The 20,808-nt window shown below is 70.2% G+C and carries 16 protein-coding genes; 7 read left to right on the top strand and 9 right to left on the bottom strand.

All coding sequences use genetic code 11. The annotated features are described in order from the left end of the window. Positions 1-37: 37 nt before the first annotated feature. From C4T78_RS34315 to C4T78_RS34295, 5 genes are all read left to right on the top strand, one after another. Positions 38-1,525, top strand: coding sequence for an alanine/glycine:cation symporter family protein (locus tag C4T78_RS34315; protein WP_235863907.1), 1,488 nt, complete (start codon positions 38-40; stop codon positions 1,523-1,525). Positions 1,526-1,746: 221 nt separating this feature from the next. Beyond that, complete coding sequence (locus tag C4T78_RS34310) at positions 1,747-2,628, top strand: helix-turn-helix transcriptional regulator (protein ID WP_093358734.1); 882 nt, start codon at positions 1,747-1,749, stop codon at positions 2,626-2,628. A 136-nt stretch (positions 2,629-2,764) separates the two neighbouring features. Next, entirely contained in the window at positions 2,765-3,622 is an 858-nt protein-coding gene (locus tag C4T78_RS34305) for an SMP-30/gluconolactonase/LRE family protein (protein ID WP_093358736.1), read from the top strand. A 128-nt stretch (positions 3,623-3,750) separates the two neighbouring features. Further along, a complete protein-coding gene (locus C4T78_RS34300) occupies positions 3,751-4,674 on the top strand; it encodes a YncE family protein (RefSeq protein ID WP_143186078.1) in 924 nt (307 codons plus the stop codon). Positions 4,675-4,725: 51 nt separating this feature from the next. Next, the gene (locus tag C4T78_RS34295; protein ID WP_093358740.1) at positions 4,726-5,172 is read left to right on the top strand and encodes an SRPBCC family protein; all 447 of its coding nucleotides are present in this window, start codon (positions 4,726-4,728) and stop codon (positions 5,170-5,172) included. Positions 5,173-5,190: 18 nt separating this feature from the next. Here the strand turns inward: C4T78_RS34295 and C4T78_RS34290 are convergent, their stop codons facing one another. The 5 genes from C4T78_RS34290 to C4T78_RS34270 all read right to left on the bottom strand — a co-directional run bounded on the left by C4T78_RS34290 (position 5,191) and on the right by C4T78_RS34270 (position 12,433). Continuing rightward, positions 5,191-7,731 carry a type 1 periplasmic-binding domain-containing protein gene (locus C4T78_RS34290; protein WP_093358742.1) on the bottom strand — a complete coding sequence of 847 codons (2,541 nt, stop codon included), beginning with the start codon at positions 7,729-7,731 and terminating at the stop codon, positions 5,191-5,193. A gap of 83 nt (positions 7,732-7,814) precedes the next feature. Further along, positions 7,815-9,290, bottom strand: a complete 1,476-nt coding sequence (locus C4T78_RS34285; protein WP_093358744.1) for a beta-N-acetylhexosaminidase — start codon at positions 9,288-9,290, stop codon at positions 7,815-7,817. A 124-nt stretch (positions 9,291-9,414) separates the two neighbouring features. Next, positions 9,415-10,269, bottom strand: coding sequence for a carbohydrate ABC transporter permease (locus C4T78_RS34280; protein WP_093358746.1), 855 nt, complete (start codon positions 10,267-10,269; stop codon positions 9,415-9,417). Further along, positions 10,266-11,147 (bottom strand): carbohydrate ABC transporter permease, encoded by an 882-nt coding sequence (locus tag C4T78_RS34275; protein WP_093159825.1) that lies wholly within the window; start codon positions 11,145-11,147, stop codon positions 10,266-10,268. Before C4T78_RS34275 ends, C4T78_RS34280 begins: the two co-directional genes overlap by 4 nt. After that, positions 11,147-12,433, bottom strand: coding sequence for an extracellular solute-binding protein (locus tag C4T78_RS34270; RefSeq protein WP_093358748.1), 1,287 nt, complete (start codon positions 12,431-12,433; stop codon positions 11,147-11,149). The genes C4T78_RS34275 and C4T78_RS34270 overlap by 1 nt, the downstream gene beginning before the upstream one ends. A 268-nt stretch (positions 12,434-12,701) precedes the next feature. On the opposite strand from C4T78_RS34270, the gene C4T78_RS34265 reads away from it, so the two are divergent. Further along, a complete protein-coding gene (locus C4T78_RS34265; RefSeq protein ID WP_093358750.1) occupies positions 12,702-14,018 on the top strand; it encodes a glycoside hydrolase family 5 protein in 1,317 nt (438 codons plus the stop codon). Here the strand turns inward: C4T78_RS34265 and C4T78_RS34260 are convergent. Beyond that, complete coding sequence (locus C4T78_RS34260; RefSeq protein WP_093358752.1) at positions 13,989-15,293, bottom strand: hypothetical protein; 1,305 nt, start codon at positions 15,291-15,293, stop codon at positions 13,989-13,991. The two genes, C4T78_RS34265 and C4T78_RS34260, sit on opposite strands and share 30 nt — an antisense overlap. 83 nt (positions 15,294-15,376) lie before the next feature. Here C4T78_RS34260 and C4T78_RS34255 point away from each other — a divergent pair, with 83 nt between their 5' ends. Continuing rightward, positions 15,377-16,087, top strand: coding sequence for a TetR/AcrR family transcriptional regulator (locus C4T78_RS34255; RefSeq protein ID WP_093358754.1), 711 nt, complete (start codon positions 15,377-15,379; stop codon positions 16,085-16,087). A gap of 75 nt (positions 16,088-16,162) precedes the next feature. On the opposite strand, the gene C4T78_RS34250 is transcribed toward C4T78_RS34255, so the two are convergent. From C4T78_RS34250 to C4T78_RS34240, 3 genes are all read right to left on the bottom strand, one after another. Next, positions 16,163-17,332: a lactonase family protein gene (locus tag C4T78_RS34250; RefSeq protein WP_143186080.1), complete on the bottom strand. Its 1,170-nt coding sequence runs from the start codon at positions 17,330-17,332 to the stop codon at positions 16,163-16,165. A gap of 247 nt (positions 17,333-17,579) precedes the next feature. Next, positions 17,580-19,301, bottom strand: a complete 1,722-nt coding sequence (locus tag C4T78_RS34245) for an amidohydrolase family protein (RefSeq protein WP_093358758.1) — start codon at positions 19,299-19,301, stop codon at positions 17,580-17,582. A 77-nt stretch (positions 19,302-19,378) separates the two neighbouring features. After that, positions 19,379-20,794 carry a GntP family permease gene (locus C4T78_RS34240; protein ID WP_093358760.1) on the bottom strand — a complete coding sequence of 472 codons (1,416 nt, stop codon included), beginning with the start codon at positions 20,792-20,794 and terminating at the stop codon, positions 19,379-19,381. Positions 20,795-20,808 lie beyond the last annotated feature (14 nt).

The raw sequence follows: 20,808 nt of genomic DNA, 5'->3' as shown, positions 1-20,808 counted from the left end.
CGAAACGAGCGGTGATCTTTGGCGGGCGGGAACGCCGATGCTCCGCACCACCCCTGCGGAAAGGTTCTACGTGGAAGCGCTCAACGACGCGATCGTCGCGCTGAACGACACGTTCTGGCTCTACCTGATCATCCCAGTGCTGGCCGTGCTCAGCCTGTACTTCACGTTCCGCTCCGGTGCGGTGCAGATCCGGATGATCCCGGAGATGGTCCGCGCGATGGTCGGCAAGGCCGAGACCGCGGAGGACGGCAAGAAGGCGATCTCGTCGTTCCAGGCGTTCGCGATCTCCGCGGCGGCCCGGATCGGCACCGGCAACATCGCCGGCGTGGCCACCGCGATCGCTCTTGGCGGGCCCGGCGCGGTGTTCTGGATGTGGATCATGGGTCTGGTCGTCGGTGCGGCCAGCTTCGTGGAGTCCACCCTGGCCCAGCTGTACAAGGTCCGCGACAAGTCCGGTTTCCGCGGCGGTCCGGCCTACTACATGCTGCACGGTCTGCGCGCCAAGTGGATGGGCGTGCTCTTCGCGGTGGTCATCACGGTGACCTTCGGCTTCGTGTTCAACGCGGTGCAGAGCAACACCATCGTCGGCGCGATCATGACCTCGGTGGAGGCCACCGGCGTGACCGGGGCGGGCTGGCTGGAGCCGGTGCTGGGCCTGGCCCTGGTGGCGGTGACCGCGGCGGTCATCTTCGGCGGGGTGCGCCGCATCGCGCACGTCGCGCAGCTGCTGGTGCCGTTCATGGCGGGCCTGTACATGATCCTGGGCCTGGTCATCGTGGTGCTCAACATCGACGCGCTGCCGACCGTGTTCGGCCAGATCTTCGCCAACGCCTTCGGTTTCGAGGAGATGGCGGCCGGCGGTGTGGGCGCGGCGATCGTGCAGGGCGTGCGACGCGGCATGTTCTCCAACGAGGCCGGTCTCGGCTCGGCCCCGAACGCCGGTGCCACCGCCTCGGTGAGCCACCCGGTCAAGCAGGGCCTGGTGCAGACCCTCGGCGTCTACGTCGACACCCTGCTGGTGTGCTCGACCACGGCGTTCATCGTGCTGCTGTCCAACCCGACCTACGGCGAGAACCGCGGCCCGACGATGACCCAGGAAGCGCTGCAGTTCAACCTGGGCAACTGGTCGCTGCACCTGCTGACGCTGATCATCCTGCTGGTCGCGTTCACCTCGGTGCTGGGCAACTACTTCTACGGCGAGTCCAACGTCGGCTTCCTGACCCAGAACCGCGCGGTGATGACCGGCTACCGCTGGGTCGTGCTGGTGGTGACGTTCCTGGGCGCGATCGGTTCCTCGGACCTGGTGTGGAACCTGGCCGACACCACGATGGGCCTGATGGCGCTGGTGAACCTGGCGGCGATCGCCCCGCTGAGCGCGATCGCGTTCAAGCTCCTCAAGGACTACAACGAGCAGCGCAAGCAGGGCCTGGACCCGGTCTTCACCCGGGACCGCCTGCCGGAGCTGACCGGCGTGGAGTGCTGGGAGCCCAAGGCGACCGAGCCGGAGAAGACCTCGGCCGGCTGATCTCGCACCGAGCCGCGGGCGGGTGCTCCTCGGGAGCGCCCGCCCGCGGTTTCGTTTCCGCACCGGTGAATCGGTGCCGGAACCCGGATCGGCTGGGCGAAGGTGTGAACTGGCCGGATTCGGCGAGTTGCTCTCGTGCACCGCGGGGGAGCGAGCTGCTCCGATGAAGGTGGTATCGACGAGTCCTGGTCGTCCCGCCGCGCGAGTCTCATCCTGAGAGCGTGGAACGGAACGAACTCGCGGACTTCCTCCGGCGCCGACGTGCGCTGCTCCAACCGGAGAACGTCGGTGTTCCGGCCGGGGGACGGCGTCGGACACCGGGACTTCGGCGCTTCGAGGTCGCCCAGCTCGCAGGCATGTCGCCGGACTACTACGCCAGGCTCGAGCAGGGACGCGGACCGCAACCGTCGGTCACGATGCTCACCGCGTTGGCCCGCGCGCTGCGGTTGACGATCGACGAACGCGACCACCTCTTCCGCCTCGCCGGTCACCACGCTCCACCTCGCATCGGTGGTGACGAGCACGTCAGCCGCGGCCTCCTCCGGCTGCTGGACGGGTTGCCGGGCCTGCCCGCCCTGATCGCCTCCGACCTGAACGTCGTGCTCGCCCAGAACCCGATGGCGGATGCGCTGTTGGGGGAGCAGGCCCATTTCCACGGCCTCGCGCGCAGCTGCACCTACCGGTGGTTCACCGATCCGGAGCTGCGCGGGCGCCATCCCGCCGAGGACCACGAGCACGAGAGCCGCGCACAGGTGGACGACCTGCGTGCGACCCTCGCCGTCCGCCCGGCTGATCCCATGGCGCGCAAGCTGGTCGGGGCGTTGCGCGCGGAGTTCGCCGAGCTCTGGGGCCGGCACGACGTCGCGATCCGCCGCAGCGACCGCAAGCGCATCCTGCACCCCGCGGTCGGACTCATCGAGCTGGACTTCGACGTCCTGGCGACGGCCCGGCAGGACCAACGCCTGGTCGTCTACTCACCCGCGCCGGGCAGCGCCGCGGTCTCGCAGCTGGAGCTGCTGGCCGTGCTCGGTCAGGAACGCTTCGCCCTGTCGCGGACCGACCCGCGCAGCGAAGCGCGGACGGACCGGAACCTCCCGGACTAGCCCGGCACCACCGGCACGCAGCCCGGCGCGGGCCGCCGGGCATCCCGTAGTGCCCGGATCCTCTCCCATCCCGCACGACCGAAAGGAAGACGTGCCTACCCAGCCCGACCGCGCTGCCGCCACTCACCTGGGGGACGTGCGCGTCCTCGCTCACTTCGACCGGGCCGCGGGCCAGGCCGCCGAGAGCATCGCCCTGGAGCCCGGCGGCGGCGCGGTCATCGGCATGATCCCCGCCCGCCAGGTGGTGCGGGTCGCGCGGGACGGGGCCGTCCAGGTCCTCGTCACCATGCCGTTGCCTCCGGGCGGCGGTGGCACCACCCCGGTCGTCGGGGACCCCGTGGTGACCGGGGTCGCCCGGTCGGACAGCGGCGCCGTGCACTTCCTCTACTCCGCCGGGCAGGGCGGGCTGACCGGGATCTGGCAGATCCGTCGCTCCGGTGAGCCCCGGCTGGTCGTGCCACTGCCCGCCGACACCATGCCGAACGCACTGGTCATCGACGGCGAGCGGGATCGCTTCCTGGTCACCGACTCCACCGGCGGGCGCATCTGGCAGGCCCCGCTGCGCGGTGGCGAGGCCTCCGTGTGGTCGGCGGATCCGAGCCTGGCGCCCGGTGGCTTCTTCGGCGCCAACGGCCTGAAGGTCCACGACGGCGCCGTGTGGGCGAGCAACTCCGACCACGGCACCATCGTCCGCTTCCCAGTGACCGAGGGCGGCGGTGCTGGCCGCGCCGAGGTCCGGGCCAGAGGGCTGGAGGGCATCGACGACTTCGACTTCACCGGCTGGGGCACCGAGATCCTCGCCGCGATCAACCAGACCAGCAAGCTCGTGCGGGTGGGCTCGGACGGCGCCCAGGAAACCCTGCTGGACGCCGAGGACGGCATGCAGGGGACCACCGCCGTCGTGGTTCGAGGCAATCGGGCCTACGTGACCAACGGGGCCAACCTGGTCGGGAACGACTCGTGCCTGCTGATCGCGGAGCTGCAGCGGCGCTGAGGCGACCCGCGGACGGGCCACGCCGAGCGGTGGTCCGCTCCCGGACCACCTGCCGGAGCGGGTGGCGCATGCCGCGGATTCCGGCTGTTCTCCGGGTTTCGCCTGCGAGCGTTGAATAGGGTGTGCGAGTGCGGGCGAAGATGATCGCGGAGCGCGAAGTCCCATCCGGGTCTGAGGTGAGCCGGTTGCCCGGTGGCGGCTGGTGCGTGCGAACACCGGCTTCGGAACTGGTGGTGCTCGACACCGGAACGCTCGGGGTGCGCGCCGGTTTCGAACTGCCCCGGGGCGGCCCGTCCGCCGTGCACCCGGATCTCCAGCAGGTCGCCGTTTGCGGTGCGGACCGCATCTCGCTGGTCGGTTCCGCGGGAGAGATCCGGTGGGAGGTGGCGCACCCGAGCTGGACGCCGCCGGGTTCCGGTTCTTGCGCGTTCAGCGCTGACGGCGACCGACTCTGGGCCGTGGTACCCGCGGACACCGACGACGGGGACGAGTGGTGGGTGCTGGATGCGGCGACCGGGGGAGTTCTGGCCCGCGTGCCGTTGGGTTGCGGGTCCGTCGGTTCCGCCTCCGTCCGGCACCCGGGCGGAGAGCACATCGCAGTGGACCTCAACGGGGAGTACGGCGGTTGGATCGGCTGGGGCCGCTGGCGCGACGGGGGTGCCGACGTGGTCGTTCACGAGTCGCCGCACGGAGTTCTCGCCGATGTCCACCCGCGTGGCGACCGCTGCCTGACCACGCCGATCGAGGCCGACGAACTCACCGTCCGGAATATCGACGACTGGTCGGCGGAAGCTGTGCGAGCGGGTGATGAGGTCTTTCCCGGCGGCGAGGGGTTCGACCTGCCCGGCGGCTACCTCGATGGAGACCGGGTCATGGCGAAGGAATTCGCCGGCCGGACCGGGCTGTTCACCGCCGACACCCTGGAACTGGTGAGCTTCGTGACCTATCCGCGCGGGGCGATCGAGGAGTTGCCGCTCCCGGACGGACGCGGTTCGTGGACCACGTTCGACGCGGACACCGGACGTCTCCAGCTCTGGCGGCGGGGTGAGTGAAGGATCGCGGCCGTGCCCGATTCGTTATCGGCGGTCACTAGGTTCGGTGGCATGGCGCAGAACGAGTTCTCGGTGTCCAGCAGCACGGTCGTGAACGCTCCGGCCGAGGTGGTGTTCGCGGTGCTGGCCGATCCGCGGAAGCATTCGGTCATCGACGGTTCCGGCACCGTGCAGGGGGAGATCAGCGGGCCGGAGCGGTTGGTGCTCGGGTCGAAGTTCGGCATGCGGATGCGCCGGGGCATCGGCTACCGGATCACCAACACCGTGGTGGAGTACGAGGAGAACCGGCTGATCGCCTGGCGGCACATGCTGCCCGCCCGCTGGCGCTACGAGCTGGAGCCGCAGGGCGATTCCGCGACCAGGGTCACCGAGACCTTCGACTACGCGGCGATGCTGCCGAAGCTGGTCGCCCGCACCGGACTGCCCGGGCAGAACCTCCGCTCGATCGAAGCCACCCTGCAGCGCCTCAAGGCCCACGTCGAGGAGAAGCAGGGCTGAGCCCGGGAATCCAGCGGACTACGGCGGGCACTGCCCGATCTGCTCCCTGGGATCCCCGCAGTACATCAGGACCTGGGCGTTGCTCTTGCGCGCCGGGTCGCCTGGTGCGGTGCCGACCACGCGCATCACCGAGATCGCCTTGCGGTTCGGGACCTGCTGGAGCTGCCCGGTCGGGGAGCGGTAGTCGAGGCGACCGCTGATCGCGCCGATGCCGCCCGGGTTCTGGCTGAGCTGAACGATGCCGTACCAGACGGCCTGGCCGTTGAGCTGCGTTCCGCTCGGCTCCTGGCCTTCGAGGGTCTTCTTCACCGCTTGCCGGACCAGGCCCACCGCGTCGTAGGCGAGCATTCCGCGCCCCACCACGCCCTCGGCGCCGCCCTGCACCCGGTGACCGGTGAAATCGATGTAGTCCAGCGCGAATCCGGCCGGCAGGTCGTTGTCGAACAGGTACTTCGTCGTGTCGTCACCGGCCATGATGCGCGGCATGCTGCCGGGGGCCGTGCACGTTTCCTGCACCGTGGTGCGGAAGTCGCCGAACTTGTCCGCCCGTCCGGCGAAGAACACCAGCGAATCGGGCGAGCAGTGCAGGTTCTCGGCGGAGACGGTGTCCGACCGCTTCGCCTCGATCCCCGGCTGGTTCTCGATGACCTGGGCCAGGTTCTCGCTGTAGAGGTCCTTGTCCGGCGAGTAGACGGTGACCTGGTCGACTCCCTGGTTGCGGATGTGCTGGGCGACGATCTCGGCCTGCCAGCTGTTCGTCGGCCCCACCTGGTAGTAGAGCCTGCTCAGGTGCGGGAGCTCGTCGGCGGAGGGCACCGTCGCGACCATGCTCAGCCCGTTGCCGCCGAGCGTTCTGATCGCCCTCTTGGTCCCCTCCCAGCTGCCGCCGAGCCCGACGACCGACACGACCGGCGGGTTGTCGGCCAGCGCCCGTTCGTCGCCGGGGTTCTCCGGCACCGATTGCGCGGCGTACTCCACGATGTGCGCGGCCACCTCGTCGGCGTGCCCCATCCGGGCGCCGCCGTTGGCGATCACGATCCGGATCGCGGCCTGGTTGTTGCGCCGGGAGTACTCCTGCGCCTTCGCCAGCCCCTCCAGCTCTGCCGCGACGCCGTCCAGCGTCGTGGAGTCGGCGTCCACCCCGGTGAGGGTGCTGAAGTAGATGATCGTGATGTGCGGCAGGCCGGTCTTCTTCGCCGCCTCCTCGTTCTGCGCGTTGATCGATTCCTGGGCCTTGTCGAGCCGGTCGCGCAGGTTGTCGTCCCGGACACCGCTGGAGAAGCGGTAGTCGGCGTCGGCGATCCCGACGCACTCGGCGTCGGCCATCCACAGGTCGGTGTTGGTCCACGGCCAGACGCTGCGCCCGCAGTGGTGCTGGTACTGCTGGTAGTACGCGGCACCACCACCGAGGAGCAGCAGCACGCCCAGCGCGATGGGGACGTGGCGCAGCAGTTTCGAGCGCTTCAGCGGCAGGCTCGTCTGCCCCAGCGAAACACCGGGATCGTCGTCGGTGGCGGGTGGCTCGTCCGTCACCCGGAGAGTCACGTACCAGGCGGTGTTGGAGCGCTTGCGGCGTGCTTCCTGCAGCGTTTCGTGCCAGGTCTCCAGCGTGACCGGGGCGCTCGGCGTGTCGCTGTCGTCGAGCGGTTCCGAGCCGCTGCCGATCACCAGCAGCGGGTCCGGGACACCGGTTTCGTTGCGGACGTCGTTGATCAGCCGGACCAGCATCTTGCCGACGCTGTCGTCGCGCAGGTTTCGCAGCAGCAGCACCGGGTAGCAGTCCTTGGGCACCCACTTCCAGCGCAACCGCCTGCTGTAGGAATCGGCGAGGTCGGCGAGGAAGGCGTGCACGAGCAGTTTGCGGACCTGTTCGGCGTTCTCCCAGCGCGACGGCGTGGTGATCAGGCGCTGGGCGAAGCTGGGGAAGTCGGCCGATTCACCGGGCGAGAGGTAGCGCTGCCGCATGAACCAGCGGGCGACGCGCCCCTTGCGCACCCACCAGCCGTAGTAGACGGGGAAGAAGACCAGCGACAGCAGGTACAGGTACCAGGGCAGGTTCTGCGCGGCCAGCTCCCAGCCCTGGGTCTCCAGCTGCTCCTCCTGCTGGGTGCGCGACGGCCGTCTGCTGCTGAGGTACTCGCGCAGCAGGTGCCGGGTGTCCGAGTGCGGTGCGCGGGAGAGGTTCGTCGGCTGCATGTTCTTCTTGAGCAGCCAGCTCAGCAGGGCGTAGCGGCGGAAGCGCAGCTTGCCGATCCGCGGCCACGAATCGGCATCGCGCAGCCCGAGCGCCGCGCGGTCCAGCAGCTTGCGGATCTGCACGGACTTGCCGCGCTGGGTCTCGGCCGGGGTGCCGCCGACGTCGAGCACGACGTGCGGCACCACCGAACCGAGGTGACCGGAGAGCTGGTCGACCAGCCTGCCCGGGTCGTTCTCGCGCAGCAGGTGGACCACCGGCTGGTCCGGGATCTTCTCCAGCCGGCTCCGCCGGACCCACCGCCGCCCCAGGCGATTGGGCAGCTGCGCGACCGGAATCCCTTGGCCCGTGGTCGCTTCCGTCAATGAACACCCCCAGTGTCACGTGATCACCAACGACCGTACCGCCGCGGTGTGACGGGGGGCACTGGTTTCGGGGGATCGTGCCCTCAGCGGGGCCTGCCGGGTACGCCGGGGCGGGTCTGCCAGGGGTGGGGGCCGCCGAGCGGGCGGTACTCGACGCCGTAGGCGTCCAGGCGGGGCAGGTGGTGGTCGACCAGCCTGCGCTGGAAGTCGGCGAGGTCGGTCTCCTGGCTCCAGGCCACCTCGGCGAAGGCCGACAGGCGGGGGAACGCCGCGTAGTCCACGCGGCGCGGGGTGTCCAGGTGCTCGGTCCACACCTGCGCCTGGACGCCGAGGACGTCCGGTCGCGGCTGGTAGCCGTAGACCTTCTCCAGCGTGGTCAGGAAGCCCACCGGGATCGGTTCGTCGGGGTGGTCGGACTGGCGGTGGTCGAAGTAGAAGTGGCTCTCCGGGCACAGCACGACGTCGTGGCCGCGTTCGGCGGCGCGCACCGCTGCCTCCTCGTCCCGCCACGCCGCGATGATGGTGCCCGCGGGCAGCGGGTCCACCGCCTCCAGCAGCTCGTCCCAGCCCGAGGCGCGGCGGCCTCGCGCGTGCACGTGCTCGATGAGATCGCGCAGGAACACGCCGTGCTCCGGGGTGATGCCGGGGACCTCGTCGCCGCCGATGCAGATCACCGGCGACGGGAACACCTCCATCAGGTGGTCCAGCACGGCGCGGTAGAAGTCCGTGGTCGCCGGGTCGGTGTTGAGCAGGTCGGTGCTGATGCCCCAGGACTGCCAGACCTCGGGGCGCACGCCGTTGCCCAGCTCCGGGTAGGCGGCGATGGCGGCGGTGCTGTGGCCGGGCACGTCGATCTCCGGCACCACGGTGATGTGGTGGCGGGCCGCGTGGGCGACGATCTCGCGCAGGTCGTCGGAGGTGTAGAAGCCGCCGTGCGGGCGGGAGTCGAACTCCGGTTCCGGGCCGCGCCCGACCATCGACCGGTGCCGCCAGGCGCCGACCCGGGTGAGCTCCGGGTAGCGCGGCACCTCGAACCGCCAGCCCTGGTCGTCGGTGAGGTGCAGGTGCAGCACGTTGAGCTTGTGCACCGCCAGCAGCTCGATGAAGCGCAGCACCTCCCGCTTGGGCAGGAAGTGGCGGGCGACGTCGAGGTGGCAGCCGCGCCAGGAGAAGCGCGGCCGGTCCTCGACCTCCCCGCACGGCAGCACGAACCGCCGGTAGTGGATCAGCGCCGACCGGTACGCCGACGGGTCCAGCAGCTGCCGCAGCGTCTGCGCCGCGTGGTGCGCGCCCGCGGTGTCGTGCGCGACGACCTCGACGCCGTCCGGCCGGACCTGCACGCGGTAGCCGCCCGGCACCGATTCGCTCGCGTCGACGCGGAATTCGATCGTCGGCCGCGCGTCGTCGGCCAGCTGCAGCCCGGTCGCCGCCCCGACGTGGCGGCGGAACCAGTCGGCGGTGGTGGGTTCCCCGCCGACCGTGGTGTTGTGGTCCAGCTCCAGCACTCCGGCCGCGGGCCGGACCAGCACCGGGCGCGGCAGCAGCGAGTCCCAAGTCATGCTGTTCCGCCTCTCCGCGATTCACAGCGGTGGTTGCGTGTGGGGTTGTTTCGGGGTTTCTTGTGGCTGGTTTGCGTCACGGTCCCCCGGGGTGCGGTTGTGCAGGGGGTCGGCACCGGGCCGCTCATCCCTTCACCGCCCCGGCCAGGCCGGAGACCAGCTTGCGCTGCACCAGCACGAAGAAGATGAGCACCGGAATCGTCATCAGCGTCGAACCCGCCATGATGGCACCCCAATCGTTGCCCTCGGGTTTGAAGAACACCAGGATCGCCATCGGCAGCGTCTGGTTCTCCGTCGCCGAGATGATGAACGTCTTGGCGAACAGGAAGTCGTTCCAGGCGTGGATGAACGACAGCACGCTGGTGGCCACCAGGCCCGGTGCCACCAGCGGGAAGAGCACCTGCCAGACGAACCGGGCGCGGCTGGCGCCGTCGAGCGTGGCGGCCTCTTCCAGCTCGTCGGGAACCGCGGCCACGAACCCGCGCAGCATCCAGATCGCCAGCGGCAGGCTGAACGCCAGGTGCACCAGCACCAGCGAGCCCAGGTGGTTGAGGCCGAACGCCGGGGCCACGCCGCCGACCTCGCGCATCAGGAAGAACAGCGGGATGGTCAGCGCCTCCACCGGGACCATCTGCGCCACCAGGATCATCAGCAGCAGGACGGTGCGGCCCCGGAACCGGAAGCGGGTCAGCGCCACCGCCGCCAGGAACGACATCAGCAGCGACAGCAGCACCACCGCGGCCGCCACCAGCAGGCTGTTCGCGAAGTAGCCGCCGAGACCGTCCACTGTGAACACGCGGCGGAACCCGTCCAGGGTCGGCGCCCACGTCCACGGACGCGGGTCCGACGACAGCAGCTCGCCCTCCGGCTTGAACGCCGAGAGCACCATCCAGTACAGCGGGAACGCCACCACGGCGGCGATCAGCACCGCCACGCCGTCGGCGATCCGGCGCGGCAAGCGCTTGCGCGATCCACTCATACGACCGCCCCGTCCTTCCGCTGCGCCCGCAGGTAGGCCAGCGTGATCAGCATGAGCAGCACGGTCATCACCACGCCGATCGCCGAGCCCATCCCGTAGTTCGAGCCGGCGAAGGCCTCCTGGTAGGCGTAGACGTTGAGCACCATGTTCTGCCCGGCGACCCCGCCGCCGTTGGTCATCACGTAGATCTGGGTGAAGATCTTGAAGTCCCAGATGATCGACTGGATGGTGGCGATCACCAGCACCGGCTTGAGCATCGGCAGCAGCACGCTGCGCGCGGTCCGCCAAGCCGACGCGCCGTCCAGCGACGCGGCCTCCACCACCTCGCCGGGAATGCCGCTGAGCCCGGCGTAGGTGGTGACCAGCACGAACGGGAACGAGCACCAGATCACCTCGGCGGCCACCAGGCCGAAGGCGATGAACTTGTCGTAGGTCCAGGAGAACCCGGCCGCGCCGTCGATGCCGATACCGGTGAGCACCTCGTTGACCAGGCCGAAGTCCTGGTCGAACAGGAACAGCCAGACCGTCGAGCCGGCCATCGCCGGGGTGGCCCAGGCGCCGATCGCGGCCAGGAACAGCAGCAGCCGCGGCACCCGGCTGATCCTGGTGGCCAGCACCGCCAGCCCGATGCCGACCGCCAGGCTGCCCACCACGCACACCGCGGCGAACAGGCAGGTCTGCACCAGGATCGTCCAGAACTTCGGATCGCCCAGCAGCTCCAGGTAGTTGCCCGCGCCGAGGAATTCCAGCGCGGCGCCGCCGGAGGCCTGCGCCTGTCCGTACTCGTAGAGCGAGATCTGCACCAGCTGGTAGAGCGGGTAGCCCATCATCACGACGAGCAGCAGCCCGGCCGGTGCCAGGTAGAGCAGTGCGGCCATCAGCGTCCTTCGAAGACGTCGTTCATCTGGGCCGCCGCGGCATCGGTCGCCTGCTCGACGCTCTGGCCGTTGACCACCTGCTGGACCATCGTGGGCAGCACGCCCTGCGCGTCGATCTTCGACCAGCCCTCCGCGGTGGGCACGAACCGGGTGCCGGCCTGCAGGGACTGCACGAACGGGGCCACCGCGGGGTCGCCCGCCGCGAGTTCCTGCTGCACGTCGGAGAACGTCGGCAGGTTGCCCATCGCGATGTACATCTTGCGCTGGTACTCCTTGCCCGCCAGCAGCTGCACGAACTCCTTGGCCAGCGTGGCGCGCTTGGAGGACTTGAGCACGCCGAGCATGTTCCCGCCGGCGAAGGGCGGGGCGATCGATCCGGCCGTCGGGCCGGGCAGCGGGACCACGGCGTACTTGCCCGCGGCGGCACCGGCTTCCACCGCGGCGCGGTTGAAGTCGCCGCCGATGGTCATCGCCGCCTTGCCGGAGGCGAAGGCCTGCACGGCCTGGCTGCCGGTCATGTCCGCGCACTGCTCGCGCGGGCACGCGCCACCGCTGATCAGCGAGGCGTAGGTGGCCACGCCCTCGCGCGCGGCGCGTTCGTTCACAGTGGACACCCACTTGTCGCCCTCGCGGCGGGCCAGGTCGCCACCGGCCGCCCAGATGAACGGCATCAGCGCGTAGTGGTACTTGCCGCCGACGGAGATGCCGTAGAGGTCGGGGCGGGCCTCGCGGATGCGCTGCGCGGTGTCCACCAGCTCGGCGGTGGTGCGCGGCGGCTGCAGCCCGAGCTCGGCGAAGACGTCGGTGCGGTAGTACAGCGCCCGGATGCCGGTGTACCACGGCACGCCGTAGACCCTGTCGTCGACCTTCGCGGTGTCCAGCACCGATTCGTTGAGGTCGGCGCCCTCCGGCCACTCGTCGATCTGCTCGGTCAGGTCGAGCAGGCCGCCGGCGGCGACGTAGCCCGCCACGTCGGTGTTGCCGTACTCGGCGACGTCCGGCGCGCTGGCCGGGTCGTTGAACGCGCCGGTGAACCGCTGCGAGCGGGTGTCCACGGGGATGTACTGCACGTCGACCTCGACGCCCTGGTGCTCCGCCTCGAAGCGGGCCACCGCTTCGTCCACAGTGGTCTGCTTGGGTTCGCGGCTCGCCTCGTCGAACAGCCAGACCCGCAGGGTTCCGGTGCGTTCGTCCTCGGCCGGTGCGTTCTGCTGCACCTGCGGTGGTCCGCAGGCGGCGAGCAACGCGCCGATGGCGGTGATGGTGATGGCTTTCCAGGCGCGCATGAGCAGTCTCCGTTGCACTGTCTGCAATTCCCGTTTTGCGCTGAGCAATCGGATGCTATGGATCACAACCTCGGTTGGCAAGGTCTGAACCAATGTTCGGTTCGGCCTCCGCGCGGTTCCAGCGACGCGGGAGCGCCGCCGAACCGCTGGTCGTTCCGGGTGAACGGCGGCAAAAGTGGTGAATTACCAGATATTTCCGGCCCGGCGATCTTTGCGAGGATGAACGTCCGCCGCCGATCCGCGATTCGTCCGAACCCAGGGAGCGCGCATGATCGCCGGGGTGCTCACCACCCTCCTCGCGGCAACGCTCGTGCAACCACTGCCACCCGGCCCGGAGCCGGTCGCGGCGTGGACGGCACCGCTGCACACCGAGGGCCGCCACATCGTCGACGCCGACGGGGCCCGCTTCAAGCTGAAATCGGGGAACTGGCACGGCGCCAGCGGGACCTACGACGGCAGCGGCGACGTCGACGACCCGGCCAACCACCACGCGGGCGAGAACAGCAGCGGCATCCCGCTGGGCCTGGACCGCGCGCCGGTGGAGGAGATCCTCGACAGCTTCGCCGAACTCGGCCTCAACAGCATCCGGCTTCCCTTCGCCAACGACATGATCCGCGACGAGGCGGTGGTGCCGGACCGGGCGGTGGCCGCCAACCCGCAGCTGCGCGGCAAGAGCCGGCTGCAGATCTACGACGCAGCGGTCGCCGCGCTCACCGAGCGCGGTTTCGCGGTCATCCTGAACAACCACACCAACACCACCCGCTGGTGCTGCGGGATCGACGGCAACGAGCGCTGGAACAGCAGCCAGAGCGACCAGGAGTGGGAGGAGGACTGGCTGTTCATGGCCGGCCGCTACCGGGACAACCCGCGCGTGGTCGGCGCCGACCTCTACAACGAGGTCCGCCGCGACGTCTTCGACGACCCGAACTGGGGGCTCGGCGACGAGCACGACTGGTTCGCCGCATCGCAGCGCGCCGGGAACCGGATCCTCACCGAGGCCAACCCGAACCTGCTGATCATCATCGAGGGCATCAACTGGGTCGGCCTCCCGGTCGACGGCTTCCCGCACGGCCGGCCGACGCTGGAACCGGTGCGAACCCTCTCGCACACCCTGGCCGAGCCCGGGAAGCTGGTGTACTCCGCGCACTTCTACGGCTACACCGGCCCGAACCACTCCGGCGCGACGGGAGTGGGGGAGACCAGCGACCCGCGCTACCAGGACCTGAGCCCCGACGAGCTGCGAGAAGTGCTGCAGCGGCAGGCGTTCTTCGTCACCGAGGACGGCAAGCCCTACACCGCGCCGCTGTGGATCAGCGAGTTCGGCGTCGGCGGCCGCGAGGAGCAGGACCCGAAGGCGCGGGCCTGGTTCGAGAACTTCGTGGACTTCCTGGTCGACAACGACACCGACTTCGCCTACTGGCCGCTGGTCGGCTGGCACGAGAACCGCACCGGCAACGGCTGGGCCCTGGCCCACTGGGACAGCGCGGGCAACCGGATGTTCCTCGACGACGGCGACGACTGGCGCGCCGCCGCCTGGCACCGCCTCATCGGCGGATCAGCCCGCGACCTCCAGATCGGCGGGTAGCAGCTGCTCGGTGAGCAGCCGGCGCACCCGCGCATCGCGATCCGGTGCGGCCAGCCACCGGTCGAGCAGCCGCCAGCCGTGGAAGTAGCCGAGCACGTACGTGGACATGCCACCGGCGCGGAGCGTGCCCAGGACCGCGCCGGTCTCGGCCTCGGGGATCAGCGCCCACCTGGTGAGGTAGGCGCTGATCTCGGCGTCCGGCCGGCCTTCGTCGGCGAGGAGCGCGGCATTGCCCCACGCGCCGAACAGCATGTTCTGCGCGCGGTGGATCGCCGCGAAATCGCTGCCGTCCGGATCGATCCCGCGTTCGGCGAGGAGCGCGGCATTGCCCCACGCGCCGAACAGCATGTTCTGCGCGCGGTGGATCGCCGCGAAATCGCTGCCGTCCGGATCGATCCCGCGTTCGGCGAGGACGTTCTCGTGGAGCCAGGACTGGGCCTGGCCGCTCGGGAAGGCGATGTCCTGGGCGTGCAGCCCGAGCCCCTCGCTGATCACGAACGCCGGTGAGATCATGAACCGGACGCGCTGGTCCTGATAGCCGAGTTCGCCGGCCAGTCGGAGGTCCTTGAGCATCGACTCGGCGATGTGCCCGGGGTGGCCCTCGTGCGCGACGACGTACAGCAGATCGGCCAGGTTGAACGGCAGGTCGGTGTTGAGGTGGATCGTCGAGCGCAGCTCGCCCTCGTAGGCCCCGGCGGCCCGGAAGTGCACGCCGGAGACCAGCTCGCACTTCGTCACCTCACCGGCGGGCAGCGGAACGATCGTGCTGGTGCGCCGCCGGGTTTCGGCGATGGCGCGGTCCACGAGGGCTGGTAGCCGGTCCACCTGGTCCGGCGGCAGCGAGTGGGCCTCCCGCCAGGACTGGAGCCGCTCCGGCAAGGTCGCGGTGCCCTTCGGCAGCGCGCGGTCGAGCACCTCGTGCGCCTCCTCGAACACCTCCGTCGGCAGCACTTCCGCTGCCACGCCCAAGCATTCGTCCGCGTAGGCGGCCAGCGGCAGCCGCTCGCCGTTCAGCCGCCGGGCGACCGCACGCACCGCCCGCACCTGGGCGGCGAGGTAGCGGGCGCGCTCGGGCGGGAACGGCAAGCTGTCGAGCAGCGCCTCGGCGTCCTCGGCCAGCCGCCCGGCTGCTGCCGGTTCCTCGCCGTCCACCCGGGCCCGCCACTCCGGTGGCCCGCTGTAGATGACCACGGTGCCCGTCGCGCTCCCCGCGACCAGCTTGTCGATGCGCAGCGCCAGCAGCGCGTACCGGTGCACCCATTCGTCCGGCGTCATCGAGCGTCCTCCTCGTGATCCTCGGTCGGTTGCGGCCGAAGCTAGCTGTACGGTTTTCCGTACGCTGTAAGGGAGGAGGGCTCATGGGCGAGGAACGGCCGCCGGCGATCTGGTTCGCCGAGCAGCGCCCCCGCAAACCCCGCCTGTCGAAGGAGCGCATCGCTCGTGCCGCGGTCGCGGTGCTGGATGCTGAAGGGGCATCGGGCCTGTCCATGCGGCGCCTCGCCGCGCGGCTGGACGTCAGCGCGATGTCGCTCTACGAGTACGTGAGCAGCAAGGAAGACGTGCTCGACCTCGCCGTGGACGAGGCGTTCGCCGGTGTCGAGCTCGACGGGATCGACGACGTCCCCTGGCGAGAGGCGCTCGCTCAGCAGCTCCATCGCGGCCGGGAGGTCATGAAGCGCCATCCGTGGTTGCCGGCCCTGATGTCCACCCGCCCGCTGCTCGGGCCGAACTCGCTCGCGCTGGCCGAGCGGTTCTACGCGGTGTTGGCCTCGGTCGGGTTGGCGGGAGCCCGGCTCACCGCGGTCATCGGTGCGCTGACCTACTACGTGCAGGGTTACGTGGCGATGGAGAACTTCTGGACCGGGGTGCACCGGGACCCGGCCCGCGAGGCCGAACTCCGCGCCCAAGCCCAGCAGTACCTCGGACAGCGGCGAGAAGACTACCCAGTCCTGGCAGAGCAGGCCGACCTCGTCGGCACCGACGACTTCGACGAGTCGTTCGAGCTCGGCCTGACCACTGTTCTCGACGGGATCGAGGCGCAGCTCCGGGGCTCGGGCGATTCCTCCTGATCGGCGGAGAGCGATCGAGGAGAAGGGCGCCTCCTGGCGAATTGCTCGCCAGGAGGCGCCCTTCTCCGCCGCGGATCAGCCGTGGAAGGTCAGTGCGGCCACCGACGGGCATTCGTAGACGTCCTGGGTGGGGGTCAGGGCGCCGGTGTTCGCGTCGCGGGCCAGGCGGGTGATGGCGCCGGAGCGCTGGTTGGCCACGAACAGCGAGGTCTGCTCCGGGTCGAGGGCGAAGTGACGGGGCCAGTCGCCGCCGACCGGCGTGGTGCCGCGGAACTCCAGGCCCGCCGCGGTGATCGCGAAGGTGGCGATGTTGTTGTCGCCGCGGTTGGAGGCGTAGGCGAACTTGGCGTCGCGGGTGACGGCGATCTCCGCGGGGAAGTTCTCGCCGCCGGCGTCGGGTTCGCGGGTGCCGATGACCTGGCCCGCGGTGAACCGCCCGGCGTCGAGGTCCCAGTCCAGCACGGTGATCTCGGACTTCAGCTCCGCCAGCAGGTAGGCGCGGTCGTAGTTGAACGCCAGGTGGCGCGGTCCGGTCCCGGCGGGCAGCTCCAGGTGCTGGTGCTGGGTGAGCTTGCCGGTGGCGGTGTCGAAGGCGTAGACGAACACCGCGTCGGCGCCGAGGTCGACCGCCACCACCCACTGCTTGCTCGGGTCGACGAGGACCTGGTGGGCGTGCGGCTGGGAACCGGGGTGCTGGATCAGGTCGGTCTGGTCGCCGATGCTGCCGTCGGCGTTGCGGCGGTGCACCGCGACCTTCCCGTCGGTGTAGTGGGCGGTGAAGATGTACTCGCCGCCGGGGTGCACGGACAGGTGCGTCGGGCCCGCGCCGCCGCTGGGCTTGCTGCCCAGTACCACCGGGTGGTGCTGGGAGATGTCCACGGCGGTGATGGTGCCGTTCGGCACGAGCTCGTTGGTGACGTAGAGGTACTGGTGGTCCGGTGACCAGGCGAAGAACGACGCGTCGGGCACCCCGTCGACCACCGCGGACTGCACGAGCTTGCCCGCGTCGTCGCGGATGGCCACCTCCAGGCCGCGACCGGCCGGGCTGGCCGAGGTGTAGCTGCCGATCAGCGTCATCAGCCCGGCGGCCGCGTGGTGCATCGCCGGCTCGGTCTGGGGCGCCGCACCCGACGAAGTGGTCGCGCACGCGGTGCTGGTGGTGGCGACCACCCCGGCCGCGCCGGCGAGGCCGATCGCGCCGGCGGCGGTGAGGAACCGGCGACGCGGCATTGCGTTGTCCCGCACGATGTTCTCCCTGCTCGGTGGATGATCGCGGGTCAGTCTGCCGCATTCGCCGCCATTGGACTAGACCACAATGCCTTAAAGCTTCCTCAACCCGTGATCACGCCCGCGAAGTTCCCAACTTTCCCCGAGAACGGGAGAGTTCACCGCCCGAGCCGCGCCTCCCGCGCTGGTGGTGGTCGATTTCGCGCGAGATCGACCACCACCCGGGTGCACGTCGACTTCGCGCGGAGTCGACGCGCGGAGCGTGTCAGGGCAGCGGTGCGGCACGCTTCGCGGGTTTGGCCGGGGGTGCTACGCCGACGCCCGGGCTGCCGCCGCAGGGGCCGGACATGCTCCAGTCGGGGTCGACGTCACCGCACGCACCTTGCGACTTCTGCGCCTGCACCATCTCGGCGACGTCGGCGAGCAGCCGCTTGGCGTCGTAGACCACGCCGTTGCGGATGGTCCACTGCACGCCGCCGGTCCGGGTGATGTCGCCGGTTTCGGGATCCAGGCGCGGAGTTCCGGTGCCGTAGAGGGTTTTCAGGTCCTCCAGCGGGTTGTGCCCGGTGATCGCCAGGTCGGCGATGAAACCCTCCTTGACCGCGCCGTACTCGGGCGCCCGCCCGGTGGGTTCGGCGATGGTGCGCGCGGTCGCCGAGCTCATCGCCTCGATCGCCTCCAGCGCCGACAGGCCCGCCTCGCGCAGCATCTCCAGCTCGTTGATGTTGGCGAATCCGTAGAGGTTGTAGATGAAGCCCGGGTCGGTGCCGCCCGCGATGCGCCCGCCCATCTCCTTGTAGTCGTGGACGAGTTGGAGGTACTGCACGTAGAAGCGCTTCCAGCTCGCCTCGTCCTCGCTGTTCCAGTCGTAGTAGAACGATCCGTGCGCCTCCGGGCTCGGTTCCCAGAAGTTCCACAGCGACGGCAGCACGAAGCGCGGGTGCCACTCCAGCCCGCGCGCCCGCAGCAGGTCGCGGCCGGCGAGGTAGACGCCGAAGGTGGGGCCGAAAGTCACGCCGCTGTCCAGCTGCCGCGACAGGTACGAGCGCCACTGCGGGGAACCGGGCGGGAAGGTGTAGTCGATGACCTCGGCGACCGCGCGCCACCGCGAGGCCTCGTTGGAGTAGTCGTAGTCCGGCGGCTTCGGGTGCTCGCGGCCCTCCTTGAGCAGGGCTTCGAAGTGGCCGTAGAAGTGCGTGATGGTGCCCAGCCCGAGCTGCGCGGTCTCCAGCGCGTTGAGCTGCGGGTAGATCGGCGGCGAGTGGTGCATCGTGGTGCCGAGCCCGGCCTGCTGGGCGGCCCGGATCGCGGCCTCGATCTCGGGACGGCCGTATGGGCCCTCGCCGAAGAACTTGATGCCGTCCACACCGTTGCGGGCCGCCCACGCCACCCACCGGCGGGCCTTGCCCGGCGAGTCGATCGGCCCTTCTTCCCAGCCGCTGCCCGGCGTTTGGTAGTTGACGATGCGCGGTGCCACGATCTCGTTGCGCTCGCTGCGCTCCTTGTCCGAGACCGCGTCGGGGTTCTTGGCCAGCGAGACGCCTCGGACGGTGGTGACGCCGTGGCCCAGCCACAGCTTGTAGGCGTAGGTCCGCGGCGTGCCGCCGGTGCCGGTGTGGGAGTGCTCGTCGACCAGGCCCGGCATCATCCACATGCCGGTCGCGTCGATCTCGTGCTCGGCGTCGTGCGGCGGTCGGCCGGCGGGCAGCGCCCGGGACGGCTGACCTGCGGGGATGATCTGGTCGATGCGGTTGCCGCGGACCACCACGTCGACCGGGCCGCGCACCTCGCCGTCCGCGCCGACGATCAGGTTGACGCCGCGGATCACCAGCTTCCGGAACGGGCCCTGCCCCTCACCCGGCCCGCGCGGTGGGGTCGGCGCGTTCGCGGGCAGCACGGTGCCGGCGTTGGCCAGCCCCGGTGCGAACCCCACCAAACCAGCGGCGGCACCGGCCGCCTGGAGCAACGACCGTCTGCTCAGGTCCATTCGGGCACTCCTCGCCTCGGCGTCGGATCCCGGCGAACACTACGGGCGAATCCGACGCCATAGCAAGGTTTTCCGGACTAGGGGAGCAAGGCGGAGAGCAGCGCCGCCATGCCGAAGCCGACCAGCGAGAGGATCGTCTCCAGCACCGTCCAGGACTTGAGCATGTCCTTGACCGGGATGCCGAAGTAGCGGCTGATGATCCAGAACCCGCCGTCGTTGACGTGCGAGGCGATGATCGAGCCCGACGCGATGGAGACCGCGATCAGCGCGAGCTGGGCCTGCGAGTGGTCCCCGGCGTGCAGCAGCGGTGCGACGATGCCGCCGGTGGTCACGATCGCCACCGTCGCCGAGCCCTGCGCGATGCGCAGCCCGGAGCTGATCACGTACGCCGACACCAGCAGCGGCAGCCCGGTGGACTGCAGCGATCCGGCCAGCGCCTCGCCGACGCCGGTCTCGGCCAGCACCTTGCCGAAGAAGCCGCCCGCGCCGACCACCAGCAGGATCATGCCCAGCGGGCGCAGCGAGTTGCCGGTCAGCTCGGAGATCTCCTTGCCGGTCATCCCGCGCCGGGTGCCCAGCAGCCAGAACGCCAGCAGCACCGCGATGGTCAGCGCCACCGTCGGGTTGCCGAGCAAGGTCAGCACCGCCAGCGGCGTGCCGCCCGCGGGCAGCGTGATGCTGCCGAAGGTGGCGCCGAGGATCAGCACCATCGGCAGCCCGATGATGAGCGCGACGGTGGCCAGCTTCGGCTCCGGGCGGCCCTCGGTCTCGTTCTTGCGCGCCAGTTCCTCGGCGGCGGCCAGCATGTCCTCCGGCACCGGCAGCTCGATGCGCTTGCCGATCCACATCGGGAAGAGCAGGCCGCTGACCACGAACGCCGGAATCCCGCAGGCCAGGCCCATCAGGATGATCCAGCCGAGGTCGACGCCGAGCAGGCTCGCGGCGACCACCGGGCCGGGGTGCGGGGGCAGGAACGCGTGCGTCATGGACAGCCCGGCCACCAGCGGCAGGCAGTACAGCAGGATCGACTTGCCGCCCTGCCGCGCCACCACGTACACCAGCGGCGCCAGCACGAAGATGCCGATGTCGAAGAACACCGGGATGCCGAAGACCAGCCCGGACAGGCCCATCGCCAGCGGCGCGCGCTTCTCGCCGAAGGCGCCGAGCAGCTTTCGGGTCAGCAGCTGGGCACCGCCGGAGGCCTCCAGCATCGAGCCGAGGATGGTGCCGAGACCGACGATGGCGGTGATGTGCCCGAGGATCCCGGCGAAGCCGTTCTCCAGCAGCGATTCGCTGCTCTTCTGCGCGGTGCCGACGATGTCCTCGACGGACAGCCCGGCGGCCAGCGCGATCAGCAGGCCGGAGACGATCAGCGCGATGAACGGTTCCACCCGGAACCGGATGATCATGAGCAGCAGCACGGCGATGCCGACCGCGCACAGCACGAGCAGGCCGGCGGTCTCGTGCTGGAGCCAGTGCAGAAAATCGTCCACGACGGGACTCCTAG

The sequence above is a fragment of the Saccharopolyspora kobensis genome (genome assembly GCF_900108315.1).
GTDB lineage: Bacteria > Actinomycetota > Actinomycetes > Mycobacteriales > Pseudonocardiaceae > Saccharopolyspora > Saccharopolyspora kobensis.
This window is presented reverse-complemented; position numbering and strand designations above follow the sequence as displayed.

Excerpts from the sequence above, each read along its gene's own strand:
- C4T78_RS34315 (WP_235863907.1), top strand. The coding sequence starts at position 38 with ATGCTCCGCACCACCCCTGCGGAAAGGTTCTACGTGGAAGCGCTCAAC.
- C4T78_RS34295 (WP_093358740.1), top strand. The coding sequence starts at position 4,726 with ATGGCGCAGAACGAGTTCTCGGTGTCCAGCAGCACGGTCGTGAACGCT.
- C4T78_RS34285 (WP_093358744.1), bottom strand. The coding sequence starts at position 9,290 with ATGACTTGGGACTCGCTGCTGCCGCGCCCGGTGCTGGTCCGGCCCGCG.
- C4T78_RS34280 (WP_093358746.1), bottom strand. The coding sequence starts at position 10,269 with ATGAGTGGATCGCGCAAGCGCTTGCCGCGCCGGATCGCCGACGGCGTG.
- C4T78_RS34275 (WP_093159825.1), bottom strand. The coding sequence starts at position 11,147 with ATGGCCGCACTGCTCTACCTGGCACCGGCCGGGCTGCTGCTCGTCGTG.
- C4T78_RS34270 (WP_093358748.1), bottom strand. The coding sequence starts at position 12,433 with ATGCGCGCCTGGAAAGCCATCACCATCACCGCCATCGGCGCGTTGCTC.
- C4T78_RS34265 (WP_093358750.1), top strand. The coding sequence starts at position 12,702 with ATGATCGCCGGGGTGCTCACCACCCTCCTCGCGGCAACGCTCGTGCAA.
- C4T78_RS34260 (WP_093358752.1), bottom strand. The coding sequence starts at position 15,293 with ATGACGCCGGACGAATGGGTGCACCGGTACGCGCTGCTGGCGCTGCGC.
- C4T78_RS34255 (WP_093358754.1), top strand. The coding sequence starts at position 15,377 with ATGGGCGAGGAACGGCCGCCGGCGATCTGGTTCGCCGAGCAGCGCCCC.
- C4T78_RS34245 (WP_093358758.1), bottom strand. The coding sequence starts at position 19,301 with ATGGACCTGAGCAGACGGTCGTTGCTCCAGGCGGCCGGTGCCGCCGCT.